We start from the raw sequence: 17,949 nt of genomic DNA on the forward strand, positions 1-17,949 counted from the left end.
CTGCCCCGGTGCTTGTTGATCATGAAAGTCGATCGAGCGGGCCGCCGGTGGGGTCAACCGCGCAGGAACGGCAGCAGCAGGGCGGCCAGCTCCGCCGGGCGCTCCTCGAACAGCCAGTGACCGCAGTCCTCGACCACCTCGCCGGTGACCTGGTCGGCGTACCGGCGTACCTGGTCGGCCACCTGCGGGCCGAGACTGGCCCGGGCGCCGACGGCGAGCACCGGCATCGGCAGCCGGGTCGACCGGTACGCCGCGTTGTCCTTGATGTCCTGCCCGAACGCCCGAAAGTAGCCGAAGCTGGCGCGCAGGTGCGCCTCGTCACGCAGGTGCCGCGCGTACTCCTCGATGTCGTCCGGGCCGAGGCTGCCCTTGTTGACCATGATCGAGTCGCTGAAACGGTCCACCCAGAGCGTCTCCCGGCCGGCGACGAGCTGCTCCGGCAGGCCGTTGGGGACGGAGAAGAAGCCGAAGTTCCACACCGCCGGGCCGGCGGCGGTCAACGCCGGGATGGTGTAGATGCTCTCGTCGGGGATCGGCGCCTCGGTCAGCGCCAGCCGGGCGACCGAGTCGGGGTGGGCGGCGGCGTAGGCGTACGCGACCATGGTGCCCAGGTCGTGGCCGACCAGTCGGATCTCCCCGGCCAGGCCGAGCCCGGTGAGCAGCCCGTGCAGCTCGGCGGCGACGGTCTTCTTGTCGTACCCACCGGGTGGGGCGTCGCTGTCCCCGAAGCCGCGCAGGTCGGGGGCGATCACCTCGTACGACTCCGCCAGCGCCGGCAGCAGGTGCCGCCACATCCGCCAGCACTGCGGATAGCCGTGGAGCAGCACCACCGTGGGCCCCCGGCCGCCCCGGACGTAGTTCCACGTCACATCGCCGACCCGGGCCCGCTGCTCGGTGAACCCCGCTGGCATCCGTCCGTCGCCCATGTCGCCCCCCGCCCTGCTCCGGCCGCCCGACTACCCGGCAGGCTCCCGGCCATGCCAGCTCCGTTCCGCATCGCGGCTGCCGCGTTAACAGGGGGCCCGTGCTCTACCTGAGGCGTTAAGAGGGGGCCCCTCCTTACACAGCACCCGGCGTGAGCGGGGCGGACGGGGGTGCGGGAGGATGGCGGCATGGCGGCTCGTGGGTTTCCGTACACCGATCTGAAGGACTTCCTCGCGGCGCTGGAGCGCGCGGGTGAGCTGCGGCGGGTGAGCGTCCCGGTCGACCCGACGCTGGAGATCAGCGAGATCGTGACCCGGACGGTGCGGGCCGGCGGCCCGGCGCTGCTGTTCGAGCGGCCGACCCGGGGCGAGATGCCGGTCGCGATCAACCTGTTCGGCACCGAGAAGCGGATGGCGATGGCGCTCGGCGTCGACTCGCTGGACGAGATCGGCGAGCGGATCGGTGGGCTGATCAAGCCGGAGCTGCCGGTCGGCTGGTCCGGCATCCGCGAGGGCCTGGGCAAGGTCATGCAGCTCAAGTCCGTCCCGCCGCGCAAAGTGAAGACCGCGCCCTGCCAGCAGGTGGTCTACCGGGGTGAAGACGTCGACCTCAGCCGGCTGCCCGGGCTCCAGGTCTGGCCTGGCGACGGCGGGATCTTCCACAACTACGGGCTGACCCACACCAAGCACCCGGAGACCGGCAAGCGCAACCTCGGCCTCTACCGCCTCCAGCAGCACAGCCGGAACACGCTGGGCATGCACTGGCAGATCCACAAGGACTCCACCGCCCACCACGCGGTCGCCGAGCGGCTCGGGCAGCGGCTCCCGGTCGCCATCGCGATCGGCTGCGACCCGGTCGTCTCGTACGCGGCCACCGCGCCGCTGCCCAGCGACATCGACGAGTACCTGTTCGCCGGCTTCCTGCGCGGTGAGCGGGTGGAGATGGTCGACTGCCTGACCGTGCCGTTGCAGGTGCCGGCGCACGCCCAGGTGGTGCTGGAGGGCTACCTGGAGCCCGGCGAGCGGCTGCCCGAGGGGCCGTTCGGCGACCACACCGGCTACTACACGCCGGTCGAGCCGTTCCCGGTGCTGCACGTCGAGACGATGACCATGCAGCGCGACCCGGTCTACCACTCGATCATCACCTCGAAGCCGCCGCAGGAGGACCACGGCCTGGGCAAGGCCACCGAGCGGATCTTCCAGCCGCTGCTCAAACTGATGATTCCGGACATCGTCGACTACGACCTGCCGGCCGCCGGGGTCTTCCACAACTGCGCGATCGTCTCGATCCGCAAGCGCTACCCGAAACACGCGCAGAAGGTGATGAACGCGATCTGGGGCGCGCACCTGATGTCGCTGACCAAGCTGATCGTGATCGTCGACGAGGACTGCGACGTGCACGACTACGCCGAGGTCGCGTTCCGCGCCTTCGGCAACGTCGACTACGCCCGCGACCTGCTGGTCACCGAGGGGCCGGTCGATCACCTCGACCACTCGTCGTACCAGCAGTTCTGGGGCGGCAAGGCGGGCATCGACGCCACCCGCAAGCTACCCGCCGAGGGCTACACCCGGGGCTGGCCGGAGGAGATGAGCATGTCGCCCGAGGTGGTCTCGCTGGTCGACAAGCGCTGGAAGGAGTACGGGATCTGATGGCCGCCGTCGCCGAGGCCCCGGTGGCACGACCGGGCCGGGTCAAGTCCTTCCTCAAGCTGGTCGCGATCGAGCACTCGGTCTTCGCGCTGCCGTTCGCGTACCTGTCGGCGCTGACCGCGATGCGGGTCAACGGCGGGCACGTCCGCTGGGTCGACCTGCTCCTGATCACCGTGGCGATGGTCGGGGCGCGTACGTTCGCCATGGCCGCCAACCGGATCCTCGACCGGCGGATCGACGCGCGGAACCCGCGTACCGCCAACCGGGAACTGGTCACCGGGGCGGTGAGCCTGCGGACGGCCTGGACCGGCGCGGCGGTCGCGCTGGTGGTCTTCCTCGCCACCGCCGCCCTGCTCAACCCGCTCTGCCTGGCGCTCGCGCCGCTCGCCGTGGTGCCGCTGGTCGTCTACCCGTACGGCAAGCGGTTCACCAACTGGCCGCACGCCATCCTGGCGGTCGCCCAGGCGGTCGGGCCGGTCGGCGCGTGGCTGGCGGTCACCGGCACCCTCGCCGGCTCCGGACCGGCCTGGCTGCTCGGCGTGGCCGTGGGCCTGTGGATCGGCGGCTTCGACCTGATCTACGCCTGCCAGGACGCCGACGTGGATCGGAAGATCGGGGTGCACAGCGTCCCCGCCCGTTACGGGCTGCGCTTCGCGCTGCACGCCTCCACCGTGGCGCACGTGGTGACCTTCGCCCTGTTCCTCTGGTTCGGGGCGCTGGTCGGGTTCGGCTGGCTCTGGTGGATCGGGCTGGTGCTCACCGCGCTCGCCTTCGGCTACCAGCATCTGGTGGTCAGCCCGACCGACCTGAGCAAGGTCAACCGGGCGTTCTTCACCGCCAACGGGTTCGTCGGCATCGCGCTGTTCGTCTTCGCCCTGCTCGACCTGGTGATCCGCCTCCACCTGCGCCGCTGAGTCGCCGCCGCAACGCTGTTAAGAGGGGGCCCCTGCTCTACGGGAGGCGTTAACAAGGGGCCCCTCCTTACCCGTAGCGGGCGCTTTCGAGGGTCCAGTCGAGGGTGCCGCGGACGGTGTTGGCCACCCCGTCGAGAAGGGCGGTGACCGACTCGTCCAGCGCCGGCCCGAAGGACGGTACGGCGGCGCGCAGCGCCAGGAAGCGCCCCATCTCGCTGCGCCAGCGGTCGGCGACCAGGTCCACGGCGGTCGCCACCGGCACGCTCCGCTCGGCGGCCACCGCCAGCACCAGGTTGTGGCCGCCGGTGGTGGCCCGGTCCCGCTCCAGCGAGGCGATGTCGTTGAACCAGGAGAGCAGGTCGTTGGCGACGTCGGCGAGCCGGCGCAGCGCGGGGTGGTGGTAGACCGCGTCGGGCAGCGGCCGGCCGGCCGCGAACTCGATCAGGGGGTACGACACGTACGCCGCCGAGGTGGCTCGGCGCAGCTCCACGTACTCGTCGACCCCGGGCGCCCGGCCGGCGGACCTGGCGACCGCCTCCCGCCACACGCCGTCGAGATGGTGGGCGACGGCGTCGGCGAAGCGGAGCCGCCAGCGGGCCGGCATCCGGCGCCGGGGCTCCCGCCACGCCTGGGCGAGCAGCCGGCGCAACGGACCGGAGATACCGGGATGGCGGGCGTGGGAGCCCTGCCGGAGCAGGATGAGCGCACCGTCCCGCAGGGCCCGGATCCGCGCCGGGTCCGGCTGGCCCGGCCCGTCACAGCTGTCGTCCACGAGGAAGAACCAGGTGAACAGGGCGGCCAGCACGCGCAGGTCGGGTTCGACGGCATCCGGGTGGAGCCGGCCGGCGTACCGGGCGAAGCCGGCGCGGGCCAGCCGCTGCCGGGCGGCGGTGTCCGGCGGCAGCCCGAGGCGGTCGAGTTGACCGGCCAGCCACTCCTGCACCGGCTCCGCGTACGGGGAGAGCCGGGGCGCGATCGGGCAGGCGGACCGCAGCGACCGGAGCACTGCTTCCGTCATCACCGGTCCCCTTCCGTGACGTGGCCCGTCGACGGAAGCATGGCAGGTTGGTGGGATTCCCATCCGGCCCGGCGGACAAGCCGCCCGACGACCGGACAAACAGGACGGGCCGGGCGGGGCCTCGGGGGTGCCCGCCTGGCTTCCCGGCCGACCAGGCACGCTTGACGGTATGCGCGAACCATGGGTGGTCGGCGTCTCCGGGGCATCCGGCACGCCGTACCCCGCAGCGGTCATCCGTGGCCTGCTCGACGCCGGCGAGGCGGTGGACCTGATCGTTTCCCGGGCCGCCCGGCTGACCATCCTCGACGAGACCGGACGCCCCTTCCGGGACGCACACTGGGCCGACGACCTGGCCACCTGGCTCGGCCGCGACCTCGCCGACGCGGACCTGCGGTTCTGGCCGGCCGGCGACCTGGCCGCCGGGCCGAGCAGCGGCTCCTACCCGGTACGCGGGATGGCGGTCGTCCCGGCCAGCACGGCAGCCTGCGCCGGCATCGCCATCGGGCTCTCCAAGGACCTGTTGCAGCGCGCCGCCGAGGTGAACCTCAAGGAGCGGCGGCCGGTGGTCGTGGTGCCACGGGAGACCCCGGTGACCCGCAGCCACCTGGAACACCTCATCAGGCTGCACGACGCCGGTGCCGTCGTCCTGCCCGCCAGCCCCGGCTTCTACGGCGCCGGCGCAGCGGCCTCCGCCCAACAACTGGTCGACTTCGTGGCCGGCAAGGTGCTGGATGCGCTCGGTGTGCCGCACACGCTCTTCCGGCGCTGGTCCGGTGAGCTGGCGGCGGCCCGACGGGACGCGGACCGCACCTGACGGCCGGTCCGCGCGCCGATCGGCCCCGGGTCAGTACATGCCGGCGTTCGCCGGTCCGGGGCCGGTCGAGGCGGTCGGGCCCGTACTGCGCCTGCTCATGTCCTCCGCCTCGTCCAGCATGCCCTCCCCCTCAAGCAGGGCTCGCACCTCGGATTCCCGAAACCGGCGATGCCCGCCTGGAGTCCGGATGCTGCCTATCCGGCCGGCCGCTGCCCATCTCGTCACGGTCTTCGGGTCAACCCGAAACAGCGCGGCGACCTCACCCGGTGTCAGCAGGCGATCTCCAGTGTCCACAGCCCCCTCCTCGCGTCGACGAAGCCCCCGGCTGAACACACTGCCCCCGGCCGGTGCGAGCCCAGAGCCGTCATGAGGGACGTATGGCAATTACAGCACCGGCGACCTGGCCTGTCCGCCAAACGCGAAAAACGCACGGAGTGAGAAGTTAGTAAATGGTACCGGCGGAGAACTCCTGTGACTGCGAGTTTGTGAAGCCCTTACCAACTGCCATGTTCAACTGATGCCGAGCGCCGGGCGTTACGCCCGAACGGATAGGGTCACACTCCGTGGACGCGATCGACCTCAGCCTCGTGGAGTTGCTGCGCGGCAACGCCCGCCTGTCGTACGCCGAGCTGGCCCGCCAGGTGGGTCTCTCCGCACCGGCGGTGCACGAGCGGGTCGGCAAGCTGGAGGCGAGCGGGGTCATCCGGGCGTACCGGGCCGAGGTGCAGCCGGAGGCGATCGGGCTCCGGGTCACCGCGCTGATCGGCATCGTGGAGGACTCCAACGCCGACACCGACGACGTGCTGGAGGCGTTCCGGCAGATGCCCGAGATCGAGTCCTGCTATTTCATGGCTGGTGTCGAATCGTTCCTGCTCAAGGCGCGGGTCGGCACCATCGCCGAGCTGGAGCAGCTGATCGTCCGGCTGAACCGGACACCCGGGGTGGCCTCCACCCGGACCGGCATCGCCCTGTCCACCAAGTGGGAGAACCGTCCCCAGCCGGTCGAACCGCCCGCCTCCTGAGGGCCGGGCAGCCGGGCCTGCCGAGATGCGAGCCGACCTCGCTTGTAACGTTGCCGGCGTGACTCATCTCGACCGGTGTGACGAGGCCAGCCGAGCCTGGGTGACCGAGGCGATCGCCGCGGTCGAGGCGGACGCCAACCGCTCCGCCGACACCCACCTGCTGCCCTTCCCGCTACCCAGGGAATGGGGGATCGACCTCTATCTCAAGGACGAGTCGGTGCACCCCACCGGCTCGCTCAAGCACCGGCTGGCCCGCTCGCTCTTCCTGTACGGGCTCTGCAACGGCTGGATCGGCCCGGCGACCACGATCATCGAGGCGTCGTCCGGCTCGACCGCGGTCTCCGAGGCGTACTTCGCCCGGATGCTGGGGCTGCCGTTCATCGCGGTGATGCCCGCCGCCACCTCGCCCGAGAAGATTGCCCAGATCGAGTTCCAGGGCGGGCGCTGCCACCTGGTCGACGACCCGGCCCGGGTGGTGATCGAGGCCCGTTGGCTCGCCGAGGACACCGGTGGGCACTTCATGGACCAGTTCACGTACGCCGAGCGGGCCACCGACTGGCGGGGCAACAACAACATCGCCGAGTCGATCTACGCGCAGCTCGCGCTGGAGCGGCACCCCGTGCCGGCGTGGATCGTGGTGGGCGCCGGGACCGGCGGCACCAGCGCCACCATCGGCCGGTACACCCGCTACCGTCGGCTGCCCACCAAGCTCTGCGTGGTCGACCCGGAGAACTCCGCGTTCTTCCCGGCCTGGCAGGCGGGCGACTGGTCGATGCGGACCAACCGGGGCTCCCGGATCGAGGGGATCGGTCGCCCCTGCGTCGAGGCGTCCTTCCTGCCCTCGGTGGTGGACCGGATGCTCCAGGTGCCGGACGCCGCCTCGCTGGCCGCCATGCGGGCCGGCTCGGCGGTCCTCGGCCGTCGGGTGGGCGGCTCCACCGGCACCAACCTGTGGGGGGCGTTCGGGCTGATCGCGGAGCTGCTCGCCGCCGGGCGGACCGGGTCGGTGGTCACCCTGATCTGCGACGCCGGTGACCGCTACGCGGACACGTACTACGCCGACGAGTGGGTGGCCGCCCAGGGGCTGGACCTCGCCCCCCACCGGGCCACCATCGACAACTTCCTCGCCACCGGCAGCTGGCCCGCGTGAAAGGAAGGGCCCCCTCTTAACGCCTCCGGTAGAGCAGGGAACCCTTCTCACAACAGTGGGCGCGGCGCGGGTCAGCGCGGGTCGATCCGCTCGGCCAGGCCGGGGTAGCGCACCACGTACCCGTTCGGGTCGATGTCCAGGTCGGCGGTGAAGGTGCCGCTGGCGAAGCGGACCCGGCCCGGCCCGAGCGAGGTGTAGACCTGATCGCCCGGCAACACGGCCAGGCCGGGCAGCAGCACCCAGGCCACGGCGACCTGCCGGGCGTGGTCCGCCGGGGTCCGGCCCAGCCCGATCCGGCGTACCGGAAGGGTGTTGAACAGCGGCGAACCGCTCAGGTCGACGTCGAGCGCGGCGGCCAGCCGGTCCGGTTCGTCGGTGCCCGGCAGGCCGGCCGGCGGGTGCCCGGCCGCCCGCAACGCCGCGTCCAGGTCACCCTCCTCGCCGGTACGCACCCGCCAGCCGTCCTCGGCGCGTTCCAGGCGTACGCTGCGCGTCCAGCCGGCTCCCGCGGCCTCGGCCTCCAGCGAGCTGGTGCACCAGTCCGCGCCGACGGTGAGCTGATACCGGCAGGTGTACGGGATGGGGTCCACGGCCAGCACCACCCCCCGCGCGAAGAGACCCTCGCGATCGTCGAAGACGACGTGCTCGGAGCCGGCGGTGTCGGTCCTGGTCCAGAAGAGCGACTTCGGCATGGTCGGCATGAGGCGGACGTTACGCCCACCGGCCGAGCACCGGCACGGGATGCGCGAACGCCGCCGCCGAGTGGCTCGGCGACGGCGTACGTCAGCTCGCTCCGCCGTACCAGCGGAAGTGGGACCGATCAGTGGGCGCGCGTCGCCGGGCGCCCGCCGAAGCTGCGTCGGTCGTCGCGTGGCCGGTCGTCCCGGACCCGCCCCTCGGCGCGGAAGCCGGCCCGGCGATCCGTCGGTCGAAGGTCGCCACCCCGGCCATCCCGATCGCCGAAGCGCCGCCCACCCTGCGGCCGGTCCTCGTACCGGTGCTCGACGCGGTCGCCGTAGCCTCGGGTCTCGCGCTCGCCGCGTGCGTCGCGGTCGCTGTAGCCGCGGGGGCCGCGCTCGCTGTAACTCCGGGTGTCCCGGTCGCCGTAGCCCCTGTCCCCGTAGCCCCGGTCACCGCTGGGCCGGTCCCCGAACCGGCGCTCGCCACCCCGATCCCCGGCCCGCTCGCGCCGCTCCCCGAAGGGCCGGCCGGAGCGCCGTTCGTCCCGGTCGCCGAACCGGCGCTCGCCAGGCCCGCCCCGGTCGAACGACCCGCGCTCGCCACGCTCGAAGGATCCGCGCTCGCGGCCTCCGAACCGGCGCGGGCCGGACGGGCGGTCGCCGTGCCGGCGCGGCTCGGGCTCGTCCCGGACCGGTACGCCGCTGGGCTCGCGGGCGCCGGTCAGCTCGGCCAGCGCCGGGTCACCCGCACGGACCCGGGTCTGCGCCGGCTCGACGCCCGCCTTCTCGAGCATGGCGAGGGTCGTCCGGCGCTGCTTCGGCAGCACCAGGGTCGCGACCGCGCCCGACTCTCCCGCCCGGGCGGTACGCCCCGCCCGGTGCAGGTAGTCCTTCGGGTCCTTCGGCGGGTCCACGTGCAGCACCAGCGACACCCCGTCGACGTGGATGCCCCGGGCCGCCACGTCGGTGGCGACCAGCACGTTCATCCGCCCCTCACGGAACTCGGCCAGGGTCCGGGTACGCATCCGCTGGGTCTTGCCGCCGTGCAGGCCACCCGCCCGTACGCCGACCGCCGCGAGCTGCTCGACCAGCCGGTCGACGCCGAGCTGGGTACGCGCGAAGAGCATCGTGCGCCCGTCCCGGGCCGCGATGGACGCTGCGACGGCGAACTTGTCGTGCGGCGGGATCAGCAGCAAGTGGTGATCCATGGTGGACACGGCGGCGGTCGGCGGCGCGGTGGAGTGGGTGACCGGGTCCGTCATGAACCGGGTGACCAGGGTGTCCACGTCGTTGTCCAGGGTGGCCGAGAAGAGCAGCCGCTGGGCCTGCGCCGGGGTCTTCGCCAGCAGCTCGGTGACCTCGGGCAGGAAGCCCATGTCGGCCATCTGGTCGGCCTCGTCGAGCACGGTGATCTCGACGTCGTCCAGCTTGCAGACGCCGCGCTCGATGAGATCGCCGAGCCGCCCCGGGGTGGCCACGACGATCTCCACGCCCCGGCGCAGCGAGTCGATCTGCCGGTCGTACGGCACGCCGCCGACAGCGGTCTTGAGGAAGATGCCGACGGCCTTGCCGAGTGGCATCAGCGCGTCGTTGACCTGCATGGCCAGTTCCCGGGTCGGCACCAGGACCAGGGCACGCGGGTGCAGCGGGCGGGCCCGGTTGCGTTCGGCGAGCTGGGCGATCACCGGCAGGCCGAAGGCGAGCGTCTTGCCCGAGCCGGTCTGGCCCCGGCCCAGGACGTCGCGTCCGGCGAGTGCGTCCGGCAGCGTGGCCCGCTGGATCTCGAACGGGGTGGTGATGCCCTGTCGGGCGAGCGCGTCGACCAGCCGCCGGGGCAGGCCCAACGCGGCGAAGTCGACGGTCTCGATGGCCGGAGGCTCGGGCGTCGGAGCCTGGTCGGCGGACGGGGACGTGCCGGGGGCAGCAGAAATGGTCAAGAAATGCCTTTCGAGCGGGGCGCATCTTCGCGATGGCCCGCCGCAGCGCTGAACGCCGCCGAATCGCCCGCAAGATCGCCCATGGGCGCACGATCCGCGCGCCGGGTCAATGATCTCTACAAGTGTACGGCGGCCCGGCGCGGTCGCCACCGCACCGAGACGCCGTAGTGGGCGGGCTCACCCCGTCAGTTGCCCCCCGCGCCGCCGGTCAACCCGCTCAACGCGTCGTTGGCCAGGAACACCACCAGCAGGCTGATCGCGATCACCAGACCCAGCGAGACGGCCAGCACGATCACCACCCTGGCGGTGCTGGACCGGGCCGCCGGGGCGTCCTCGGCCCAGCCCTGGGCCAGGATGTGCCCGGTCAGGGAGCCGGAATTCTCCTCCGAGTGGCCCTGCGGGAACGCGAAAGTGGTGAAGCCGGCACCGTCGCTGCCCCCGTACGCCGTACCGGCCAGGTCGGAACCGCCCAGGTGGGCCGGCCCGGAGGAGGCCGTAGGCCCCCCGGCCGGGTACGCCGATCCGCCGGCCGGGCCGGTCGGGTTGGTCGGCGGCGGCCAGGTGGGCAGCGCGGGCCCCGGCACAACCGGCGCCGGGGTAGCCGCCACCGGTGGCGCGGAGACCGGCGGGGGCGACGGCGTCCCGACCGGAGCGGAGACCGCTGTCGGCTCCGACGGCGCGGTGACGGATGCGCTGGCCCGGACGGCGGGCGCGGACGGTGGTGCGGAGACCGCTGTCGGCTCCGACGGCGCGGTGACGGATGCGCTGGCCCGGACGGCGGGCGCGGACGGTGGTGCGGAGACCGCTGTCGGCTCCGACGGCGCGGTGACGGATGCGCTGGCCCGGACGGCCGGAGGACTCGGTGGTGCGGGGACCGGTGCGCTGGCGCGGGTGGCTGGTATGGCCGAGGGCGCGGCGGCGGGCCCACCCAGCGGGTCAGCCAGGGATGGGGATGCCGGGTCCGACATGGGTGCCGGCCCGTCCGCCGGGTTGGCCGTGGCCGGTGGCGGCGGGAACGGGGGCGCCGGCATCGGGCCGGGTGGCGGTGGAGGCGGTGGCGTCGGTGGGCCGGGCGGTGGCACCGGCGGCCCGGGCCGCGGCGGGACCGGCCCGGGTGGGGTCGGTCCGGGTGGCGGCGCGGGCACCGGCGGCACCGGCCGCAACGGCGGCTCCGGCTCCGGCACGGGCGGTGCCGGCGACGGCGGGGTGGGACCCGGTACGGGCGTCGGTGCCGGCTCGGGTTCCGGAGCGGGTGGCGTCGGCGGCTGCACGGGCTCCGGCGGCTGTGCCGGCTCGGGCGGCTCGGGGTTGACCGGACCCGCGCGGTAGACCTTGGCACCGCCGGCGTTCGCCACCGGCGCGGCGGCGATCTCGTCCGGCGACATCCGGTTCATGCCGGGCACGGCGACGCTGGCCCGGGCCTGCCCCGCCTCGGCCGGCGGTGCCGCCTGCGCCGGAGCGCCCGCCCGGTACGTGGTGGTGGCGGCGGCCGGCGTGCTCGGCCGGTCGTCAGCCGGCGGCGGTACGGCGGCCGCGGCGACGCTGACCCGTGCCCGGGCGACGGCGGCCGGAGCCGCCTCGCCCGGCAGCTCACCGGCGGGTCCGGACGGCTGCCCGGTGGGCTCGGGCGTGGATCCGGGGTGGACCGTCTCCGCCGGAACCTCTTGCTCGCCCATGCTTCCCTCCGCGCCCGCGTCGACCCCGGACCGTGGCGTTGGCCTGGAGTGCCTGGGTCTCACCGTGCCACATTCCGGCCCGGCAGCACAGCCGGAGCGGACGGTTGGGTCAGCTACCGGTGCTCGGGGTGGACGGTGCGGTGCCGGACGCGCTGTTCGACGGGTTGGCGGCGCTCGCCGTCACGGCCGGCTCGCTGCCCGTCGTGTCGTCCGGCGAAGTGCTCGGCGACTCGGGCGGGTCGGACGTCGGCGAGCCGGTGGGCGAGCCGCTCGGCGAGGTCGACGGGGTGTGGCTCGGACTCGGCGTGGTGGGCCGTGGGGTGGGCGTACGGGTCGGCTTGGGGGAGGCCGTCCGGCTCGGCGTGGGCGTGGGGATCGTCGAGGGGGTCGGCTTCGGCGGCGGGGTCGTCCCGGTCGGGTCCGGTGCCGGGGTGGCCGGGGCGGGGACTGCGCCGATCACCCGGGTGGCGGCGTAGAGCCGGCTCCAGCGGACCACCGAGATCTTGACCACGTCGCCGGTCCGCGGCGCCTCGACCATCTTGCCGTTGCCGATGTACATGGCGACGTGGTGGATGCTCGTCCAACTGCTGCCCGAGGCGAAGAAGAGCAGGTCGCCCGGGAGCAGCGCGTTCGGGCTCACGGTGCGGGAGCGAGTGGCGTAGTACTGGTCGCGGGAGACCCGGGGCAGGCCACGGTAGCCGGCCGCCCGGTACGAGGCGAGGACCAGGCCGGAGCAGTCGAAACGGTCCGGGCCCTCCGCCGCCCACAGGTACGGGTCGCCGAGCTGGGCGAGGGCGTACCGCACGGCGGCCAGTGCCTGCGGGTCGGCGACCAGCCCGCTGACGTTCTGGTCGACGACGTACGAGCTGCCGAACTGCTGCTCGGCGGCGTCCTGCCGCTTCTCGATCTCGAGTAGCAGCGCGGCATTGTCCTTGCGCAGCTTGACCAGCTTGGCTTCCAGCTCGTCCAGCGCCGCCTTGATCCGCGCGTGCTCGTTGGCCTTTTCGTTGGTGCGCTGCTGGATCGCGGCGTGTGCCTCGCGGGCCGTCTTCTCGGCGGCGGTGGCCCGGGTGACCTCGCCGGTGACCGCGGTGGTGGCCCCGTCGGCCTTGTCGCCGCGGTTGATCCGCTGGAGGTCGCTGAGCTCACGCAGGTCGGCGCCGAACGGCAGGGGCGGCACGGCGGCGGCGGCCTTGACCGCGTCGGCGGCGGCGTTGCGGGCGTTTTCCTGGGCCCGGGCCAGCGCGTCCTGGGCCTCCTCGAGCGTCTTGGCGGCGAGAGCCAGCTCGGCCTGCGCCGCGGCCCAGGCCTTCTCGGCCTCGATCAGGTTGTCGCCGAGCTCGGCGACCTGCGCGTCGACCTGGTTGATCTGCGCGATCAGCGGCCCGGCGGCCGGGTCGGTGATGCCCGGGGTGACACCGGGCGCCCCCGGGGTCTGACCGGGCAGCCCGGGGACCGCGCCGGGGAGTTGCAGCGTGCCGGTGTAGGTGGGGCGGAGGCCGGCGCTCGGGATCGTGTCGGGCAGCGGGTCGGCCCAGACCGGGGTGGCGAACGCGGCCGCCGCCACCGCGCCGAGCAGGGCGGACCAGAGCGCCGGGCGCAGCACCGGGGAGATGATCGGGAACCTGCGTCGCTGCCGTCGACGCCGCCTGCTGTCGGCCATTCCGCTCCCCGTCCGGTCTGGTGCGTTCCGCGCCGGATGAGCGCGGGTGGACCGGGACGGCACGGATGTGTTCGTTCCGCCCCACCCTGTCTTACCTCACTCGCGCACCTATGTCGATGCGCGGAGGGTGACGACCGTACGGGCAGCCGGTGAATTCCGTCGCTGGGGTCGACCAGGTCACCGGTTCGTCGGCCCCGCGACGTACGCTCGACCGGGATCGCAGGTGGAAGGGACGTGGCTTTCGATGGACGCCGGACTCAAGCGTGAGCTCGAAGCGAAGGTTTACGCGGGGGAGCGGCTCACCCGCGAGGACGGCATCGCCCTCTACGAGTGCGACGACCTCGCCTGGCTGGGGCGGCTGGCCCACCACAAGCGCACCGAGTCGAACGGCGACCGGGTGATGTTCAACGTCAACCGGCACCTCAACCTGACCAACGTCTGCTCCGCGTCGTGCGCGTACTGCTCGTTCCAGCGTAAGCCGGGCGAGAAGGACGCCTACACGATGCGGATCGACGAGGCGGTCCGCAAGGCCAAGGAGATGGAGGACGAGCAGCTCACCGAGCTGCACATCGTCAACGGCCTGCACCCGACCCTGCCCTGGCGCTACTACCCGAAGGTGCTGCGCGAGCTGAAGGCGGCGCTGCCGAAGGTCAACCTCAAGGCGTTCACCGCGACCGAGGTGCAGTGGTTCGAGAAGATCAGCGGCTTGAGCGCCGACGAGATCCTCGACGAGCTGATGGACGCCGGTCTGGAGTCGCTGACCGGCGGCGGCGCGGAAATCTTCGACTGGGAGGTCCGGCAGCACATCGTCGATCACGCCTGCCACTGGGAGGACTGGTCGCGGATCCACCGGCTGGCCCACTCGAAGGGCATGAAGACCCCGTCGACCATGCTCTACGGCCACATCGAGGAGCCCCGGCACCGGGTCGACCACGTGCTGCGGCTGCGCGAGTTGCAGGACGAGACGGGCGGCTTCCAGGTCTTCATCCCGCTGCGCTACCAGCACGACTTCGTCGACTCGGCGGACGGCAAGATCCGTAACCGGATCCAGGCCCGGACCACGATGGCCTCGCCGGCCGAGTCGCTGAAGACCTTCGCCGTGTCCCGGCTGCTCTTCGACAATGTCCCGCACGTGAAGTGCTTCTGGGTGATGCACGGTCTCTCGGTGGCCCAGCTGTCGTTGAACTTCGGTGTGGACGACCTGGACGGTTCCGTCGTGGAATACAAGATCACTCACGATGCCGACGCGTACGGCACGCCGAACACCATGCACCGCGACGACCTGCTGCACCTGATCTGGGACGCCGGCTTCCGCCCGGTCGAGCGGAACACCCGCTACGAGATCGTCCGCGAGTACGACGCGGCCCCGTCGCTGGCCGAGCGCCGGGCCGAGCCGCAGCAGGTCTGGGCCTGACCGGACGCCGATGACCACCGAGGAGCAGCAGCGCACCTTCCCCCGGCGGGACGCCGAGGGGCGCATCCTCACCCTGGGCGACCTGCTCGGGGTGAGTCTCGCCGGCCTGGTGATCGGAGTGCTGGCGCTGGTGCTCTTCGAATGGGCGTTCGCCACGATGGGCGCGGGCGGGTTCGGGCGTACCAACGGCTGGCTGGCGGTGATCCTGCCGGTGTGGTTGTTCTGGGACGACTTCCGGGCCTGGGATTTCGGCGCCGCCCGGGTGTTGGCGGCGCTGGCCGGCGTCGCGGTCGGGGTCTTCGCGGGGCTGTTGGCGGCCGGACTGGCCGCCGGGTTGCCGCCGCTGGTCTCCGGCGCGCTGGCCGCGGCGGTGTTCACCGTGGTCTACGCGGTGATCTGGTTTCCTGGCGTGCACTGGCTGGCCCGGCGTACGGGCTGAGCCCGCGCCGGCGTGATGGAGAACGGAGTACGAAGGTGAGCGCGGCGGTCAAGTACACGCTGGGCCGGATCGGGCTGTTCGTCGGCGTGCTGGCGGCCCTCTGGTTCGTCGAGATGAGCATGTTCCTGCGGCTGATGCTGGCGCTGATCTCCTCCGCCGCGCTCTCGTTCGTCCTGCTCCGCGGCTGGCGCGACGAGATGGCCGGGGAGATGGCCGAGGCGTCGGACCGGCGCCGCGCCGAGAAGGAGCGGCTGCGTTCCGCGCTCGCCGGGGACGACCGGTCCGAGCCGGCGGAGCAGCGCCGCGAGGAGTAGGCCGGCCAGCGAGCGGCCGGGTGTCGGTATGGTCGGCCGCCGTGAGTTTCCTTAACACGATCAATGGATGGCGGACGAAGGCGTTCGTCTGGATCGGTCTGCCGGCCATCGCCGCCATCGGACTGATGATGGGGGCCACCGACCTCGCCCCCGCCTGGCAGGCGAAGAACGGTGGCGGAACGTCGGGCACGTTCACCGCGGTGAACGAGGAGTGTGGCCGGCGCAGCTGTAAGTGGCACGGCAACTTCGTCGCCACCGAGGGCGGCACCCAGCGCGCGGATGTGCTTCTCTACGACGCGCCGGACGGGCTGGCCAAGGGCGACACCGCTCCGGCGCGCGACACCGGTGCCCGCGGGGGCGTCTACTCCACCACCGGCGGATCGACCTACCTGCAGGTCACCGGGCTCGTCGTGGCCGGTGTTGCCGCTCTGGTGATCTGGGTGGTGATCATCGTACGGGCGATCCGGCGCCGCCGTGAGACGGCCGAACCGTCGGCCACGCCCGCGTCGTTTGCCCCGTCGGCGTAACCGCCTCGTCGGAGGTACGCGCCACAGCGGCCGACGTCGTGGCGACGGGCCCGGCACCGTCCCGAGGGGGAGGTGCCGGGCCCGTCCCATCACCAGTTGGTCGAGCCGGGGACGACCGGCCAGGCCTTGTTCGTCGGCTTGATCAGGTACGCGATGCCGCCCGAGCCGCCGGCCACCGTGCCGTTCGCCCGGTACCGCTTGGTCCGCAGCCAGATCTGCTCGAACTGCTCCCGCTTGTAGACGTTGCGCACCTCGGCGTTCGAGGAGGACGCCGGGTCGTTCACGATCACGTCACCGTCGGCGGTGAAGCCGACCACCACGAACAGGTGCCCGGAGGTGCCGTAGTTCGACCCGTCCAGCTCCTCGCCGAGGAAGGACTGCGAGGTGATGACCGGGATGCCGGCCTTGATGAAGCGCTCCACCTCGTCCAGCGAGTGCATCCGGGTGACCCGCGCGTCGATGCCCGGGAAGCTGGCCGCGTACGCGGTGTTGAACGGCCAGTTGCCCGCGCCCTCGTACTCGTGGTCCCAGGTCATCCGGGCGGCGTAGGCGACCTGCGGATCGGTGTAGCCGGGGGTGATCCAGGACATGTCCTCGGTGGACGGCACCTTGCCGTAGTACTCCAGCACCATCGTGGTGGACGTCGGGCTGCACCAGACCTGGCCGCCGCCGCCCCACTCCGGGTAGTTGCCTCGGTGGATCATCTGGGAACGTGCCGGAACGGGCAGTTCGACGCCCCAGGCGATCCCGCCCTTGCTCGGCGTGACGGTGAACCGGTCGGGCACGTTCGAGCTCATCGCGCCCAGCATCCGGACCCGCGGCGCGGCGTCCTGTCCCGGCGCCCGGTAGAGGGTCAGCCGGAGCTGGTACGACCGCAGCAGCACGCCCTTCGCGGCGTCGTCGATGGAGAAGGTGTCGGTCCAGATGGTCGACCAGGGGTCGCCCTGGCCGTCCAGGGTGGCCCGCTTGATGTCCTGGTCCCCGGAGGCCCAGCGGCCCATCACGTACCAGGGGGTCTGCTGGCCGGTGTTGTACGTGCCGTGCATCTCGACCTGGATCCAGGTGCCGGCCGGGGTCTCCGCGTTCCACGAGGCGACCAGTTCGGTGGCGTCGAAGCCGACGGCCCGCTCCGGGGAGGTCCAGGTGGCGTACTCCCAGGTGCGGGTGGTGCCGCCGTGCTTGTCGGTGAATTCGGTGGTGCCGACCGGTTGGTCGATGGTGATTCCGGTGAGGTGCCCCGGGACGGCCCGCGTCCCCTGGTGGGTGCCGGTACGCCAGTCCGGGTACTTCGACCACTCCTGGAAGGTGATCTGCTCGTCGTGTGGACCGGCCGGGAGGTTGTTGCCCGCCTGGGCGGGCGCGGCGGTGCCGAGAAGGGCGAGCGCGGTCACGCCGGCGAGGGCGACCGCGCGCAACGGTTTCGTGATCATGGCAGCTCCCACGGGAGTACGGCATCGTTGCCGTTCACTGTCGCCCCTGGCGGGAATTTTCGCCAGAGGTCGACGCATGGAAAATCCTTGCCGGTGAGGGGATCCGGTCGGGATGCCGCCGCGTGGTCGGGGCGGCCCGCCGGGCGCCACCCACCCCGCCCATCCGGACGATCTCCGCTGGTCGTGCGCTACCGTGCTACCGACCGACCCGCAGCGAAGCCGGTGCGAAACCGGCGCTGTCCCGCAACTGTGATGCCCCGAACCGGTGCCGGCCCACCGCCGCTGCCGATCGGGGACGAGCCAGGTCGCCTGCGGCACGGTCGCGACACGCGCTCTCGAGGAAGGGCGCCTCGCGGACGGGTACGCCCAGGCGCTCCC

General features: G+C 72.5%; 17 protein-coding genes and 1 riboswitch. Of the genes, 9 read left to right on the plus strand and 8 right to left on the minus strand.

Annotation, left to right across the window (positions count from 1 at the left end; translation table 11 throughout):
• Positions 1-53: 53 nt before the first annotated feature.
• Positions 54-926, minus strand: coding sequence for an alpha/beta fold hydrolase (locus tag GA0070604_RS01345; protein WP_091112802.1), 873 nt, complete (start codon positions 924-926; stop codon positions 54-56).
• A gap of 186 nt (positions 927-1,112) precedes the next feature.
• On the opposite strand from GA0070604_RS01345, the gene GA0070604_RS01350 reads away from it, so the two are divergent.
• Complete coding sequence (locus GA0070604_RS01350; RefSeq protein WP_091112805.1) at positions 1,113-2,573, plus strand: menaquinone biosynthesis decarboxylase; 1,461 nt, start codon at positions 1,113-1,115, stop codon at positions 2,571-2,573.
• Complete coding sequence (gene mqnP / locus GA0070604_RS01355) at positions 2,573-3,487, plus strand: menaquinone biosynthesis prenyltransferase MqnP (RefSeq protein ID WP_091112808.1); 915 nt, start codon at positions 2,573-2,575, stop codon at positions 3,485-3,487. The genes GA0070604_RS01350 and mqnP overlap by 1 nt, the downstream gene beginning before the upstream one ends.
• A 67-nt stretch (positions 3,488-3,554) precedes the next feature.
• Here mqnP and GA0070604_RS01360 read toward each other — a convergent pair whose 3' ends face one another.
• A complete protein-coding gene (locus tag GA0070604_RS01360) occupies positions 3,555-4,505 on the minus strand; it encodes a terpene synthase family protein (protein WP_091112812.1) in 951 nt (316 codons plus the stop codon).
• 169 nt (positions 4,506-4,674) lie between these two features.
• On the opposite strand from GA0070604_RS01360, the gene GA0070604_RS01365 reads away from it, so the two are divergent.
• A complete protein-coding gene (locus GA0070604_RS01365; protein WP_091112816.1) occupies positions 4,675-5,319 on the plus strand; it encodes a UbiX family flavin prenyltransferase in 645 nt (214 codons plus the stop codon).
• Positions 5,320-5,349: 30 nt separating this feature from the next.
• Here GA0070604_RS01365 and GA0070604_RS01370 read toward each other — a convergent pair whose 3' ends face one another.
• Positions 5,350-5,613: a BldC family transcriptional regulator gene (locus GA0070604_RS01370; protein WP_091112819.1), complete on the minus strand. Its 264-nt coding sequence runs from the start codon at positions 5,611-5,613 to the stop codon at positions 5,350-5,352.
• A gap of 269 nt (positions 5,614-5,882) precedes the next feature.
• Here GA0070604_RS01370 and GA0070604_RS01375 point away from each other — a divergent pair, with 269 nt between their 5' ends.
• The gene (locus GA0070604_RS01375; RefSeq protein WP_091112822.1) at positions 5,883-6,341 is read left to right on the plus strand and encodes an Lrp/AsnC family transcriptional regulator; all 459 of its coding nucleotides are present in this window, start codon (positions 5,883-5,885) and stop codon (positions 6,339-6,341) included.
• A 25-nt stretch (positions 6,342-6,366) separates the two neighbouring features.
• On the plus strand, positions 6,367-7,491 hold the full coding sequence (gene cds1 / locus GA0070604_RS01380) for an L-cysteine desulfhydrase Cds1 (RefSeq protein ID WP_208601955.1): 1,125 nt from the start codon (positions 6,367-6,369) through the stop codon (positions 7,489-7,491).
• Positions 7,492-7,562: 71 nt separating this feature from the next.
• Here cds1 and GA0070604_RS01385 read toward each other — a convergent pair whose 3' ends face one another.
• The 4 genes from GA0070604_RS01385 to GA0070604_RS01400 all read right to left on the minus strand — a co-directional run bounded on the left by GA0070604_RS01385 (position 7,563) and on the right by GA0070604_RS01400 (position 13,447).
• Positions 7,563-8,183, minus strand: a complete 621-nt coding sequence (locus GA0070604_RS01385; RefSeq protein WP_091126828.1) for a putative glycolipid-binding domain-containing protein — start codon at positions 8,181-8,183, stop codon at positions 7,563-7,565.
• Between the two features lie 128 nt (positions 8,184-8,311).
• Positions 8,312-10,108, minus strand: coding sequence for a DEAD/DEAH box helicase (locus tag GA0070604_RS01390; protein ID WP_377592332.1), 1,797 nt, complete (start codon positions 10,106-10,108; stop codon positions 8,312-8,314).
• 185 nt (positions 10,109-10,293) lie between these two features.
• Complete coding sequence (locus GA0070604_RS01395) at positions 10,294-11,784, minus strand: hypothetical protein (RefSeq protein ID WP_091112831.1); 1,491 nt, start codon at positions 11,782-11,784, stop codon at positions 10,294-10,296.
• A gap of 109 nt (positions 11,785-11,893) precedes the next feature.
• The gene (locus GA0070604_RS01400) at positions 11,894-13,447 is read right to left on the minus strand and encodes a C40 family peptidase (RefSeq protein WP_208601956.1); all 1,554 of its coding nucleotides are present in this window, start codon (positions 13,445-13,447) and stop codon (positions 11,894-11,896) included.
• Positions 13,448-13,691: 244 nt separating this feature from the next.
• Here GA0070604_RS01400 and mqnE point away from each other — a divergent pair, with 244 nt between their 5' ends.
• From mqnE to GA0070604_RS01420, 4 genes are read left to right on the plus strand one after another with little or no spacing between them, the layout of a single operon-like run.
• The gene (gene mqnE / locus GA0070604_RS01405) at positions 13,692-14,861 is read left to right on the plus strand and encodes an aminofutalosine synthase MqnE (RefSeq protein ID WP_091112835.1); all 1,170 of its coding nucleotides are present in this window, start codon (positions 13,692-13,694) and stop codon (positions 14,859-14,861) included.
• A 10-nt stretch (positions 14,862-14,871) separates the two neighbouring features.
• The gene (locus tag GA0070604_RS01410; RefSeq protein ID WP_091112838.1) at positions 14,872-15,300 is read left to right on the plus strand and encodes a hypothetical protein; all 429 of its coding nucleotides are present in this window, start codon (positions 14,872-14,874) and stop codon (positions 15,298-15,300) included.
• Positions 15,301-15,335: 35 nt separating this feature from the next.
• On the plus strand, positions 15,336-15,614 hold the full coding sequence (locus GA0070604_RS01415; RefSeq protein WP_091112842.1) for a DUF4229 domain-containing protein: 279 nt from the start codon (positions 15,336-15,338) through the stop codon (positions 15,612-15,614).
• A gap of 41 nt (positions 15,615-15,655) precedes the next feature.
• Positions 15,656-16,141 carry a hypothetical protein gene (locus tag GA0070604_RS01420; RefSeq protein WP_141721203.1) on the plus strand — a complete coding sequence of 162 codons (486 nt, stop codon included), beginning with the start codon at positions 15,656-15,658 and terminating at the stop codon, positions 16,139-16,141.
• An 89-nt stretch (positions 16,142-16,230) separates the two neighbouring features.
• Here GA0070604_RS01420 and GA0070604_RS01425 read toward each other — a convergent pair whose 3' ends face one another.
• On the minus strand, positions 16,231-17,571 hold the full coding sequence (locus GA0070604_RS01425) for a C39 family peptidase (RefSeq protein WP_091112850.1): 1,341 nt from the start codon (positions 17,569-17,571) through the stop codon (positions 16,231-16,233).
• A gap of 218 nt (positions 17,572-17,789) precedes the next feature.
• A riboswitch (cobalamin riboswitch) is annotated at positions 17,790-17,876 on the plus strand.
• Positions 17,877-17,949 lie beyond the last annotated feature (73 nt).

Source organism: Micromonospora eburnea, assembly GCF_900090225.1.
In the GTDB taxonomy this organism is placed as follows: Bacteria; Actinomycetota; Actinomycetes; order Mycobacteriales; family Micromonosporaceae; genus Micromonospora; species Micromonospora eburnea.

Bases quoted from the DNA above. Each gene is read 5' to 3' on its own strand.
- GA0070604_RS01345 (WP_091112802.1), bottom strand. From the start codon at position 926: ATGGGCGACGGACGGATGCCAGCGGGGTTCACCGAGCAGCGGGCCCGG.
- GA0070604_RS01350 (WP_091112805.1), top strand. From the start codon at position 1,113: ATGGCGGCTCGTGGGTTTCCGTACACCGATCTGAAGGACTTCCTCGCG.
- GA0070604_RS01395 (WP_091112831.1), bottom strand. From the start codon at position 11,784: ATGGGCGAGCAAGAGGTTCCGGCGGAGACGGTCCACCCCGGATCCACG.
- mqnE (WP_091112835.1), top strand. From the start codon at position 13,692: ATGGACGCCGGACTCAAGCGTGAGCTCGAAGCGAAGGTTTACGCGGGG.
- GA0070604_RS01410 (WP_091112838.1), top strand. From the start codon at position 14,872: ATGACCACCGAGGAGCAGCAGCGCACCTTCCCCCGGCGGGACGCCGAG.
- mqnP (WP_091112808.1), top strand. From the start codon at position 2,573: ATGGCCGCCGTCGCCGAGGCCCCGGTGGCACGACCGGGCCGGGTCAAG.
- GA0070604_RS01365 (WP_091112816.1), top strand. From the start codon at position 4,675: ATGCGCGAACCATGGGTGGTCGGCGTCTCCGGGGCATCCGGCACGCCG.
- GA0070604_RS01425 (WP_091112850.1), bottom strand. From the start codon at position 17,571: ATGATCACGAAACCGTTGCGCGCGGTCGCCCTCGCCGGCGTGACCGCG.
- GA0070604_RS01385 (WP_091126828.1), bottom strand. From the start codon at position 8,183: ATGCCGAAGTCGCTCTTCTGGACCAGGACCGACACCGCCGGCTCCGAG.
- GA0070604_RS01360 (WP_091112812.1), bottom strand. From the start codon at position 4,505: ATGACGGAAGCAGTGCTCCGGTCGCTGCGGTCCGCCTGCCCGATCGCG.
- cds1 (WP_208601955.1), top strand. From the start codon at position 6,367: ATGCGAGCCGACCTCGCTTGTAACGTTGCCGGCGTGACTCATCTCGAC.
- GA0070604_RS01400 (WP_208601956.1), bottom strand. From the start codon at position 13,447: ATGGCCGACAGCAGGCGGCGTCGACGGCAGCGACGCAGGTTCCCGATC.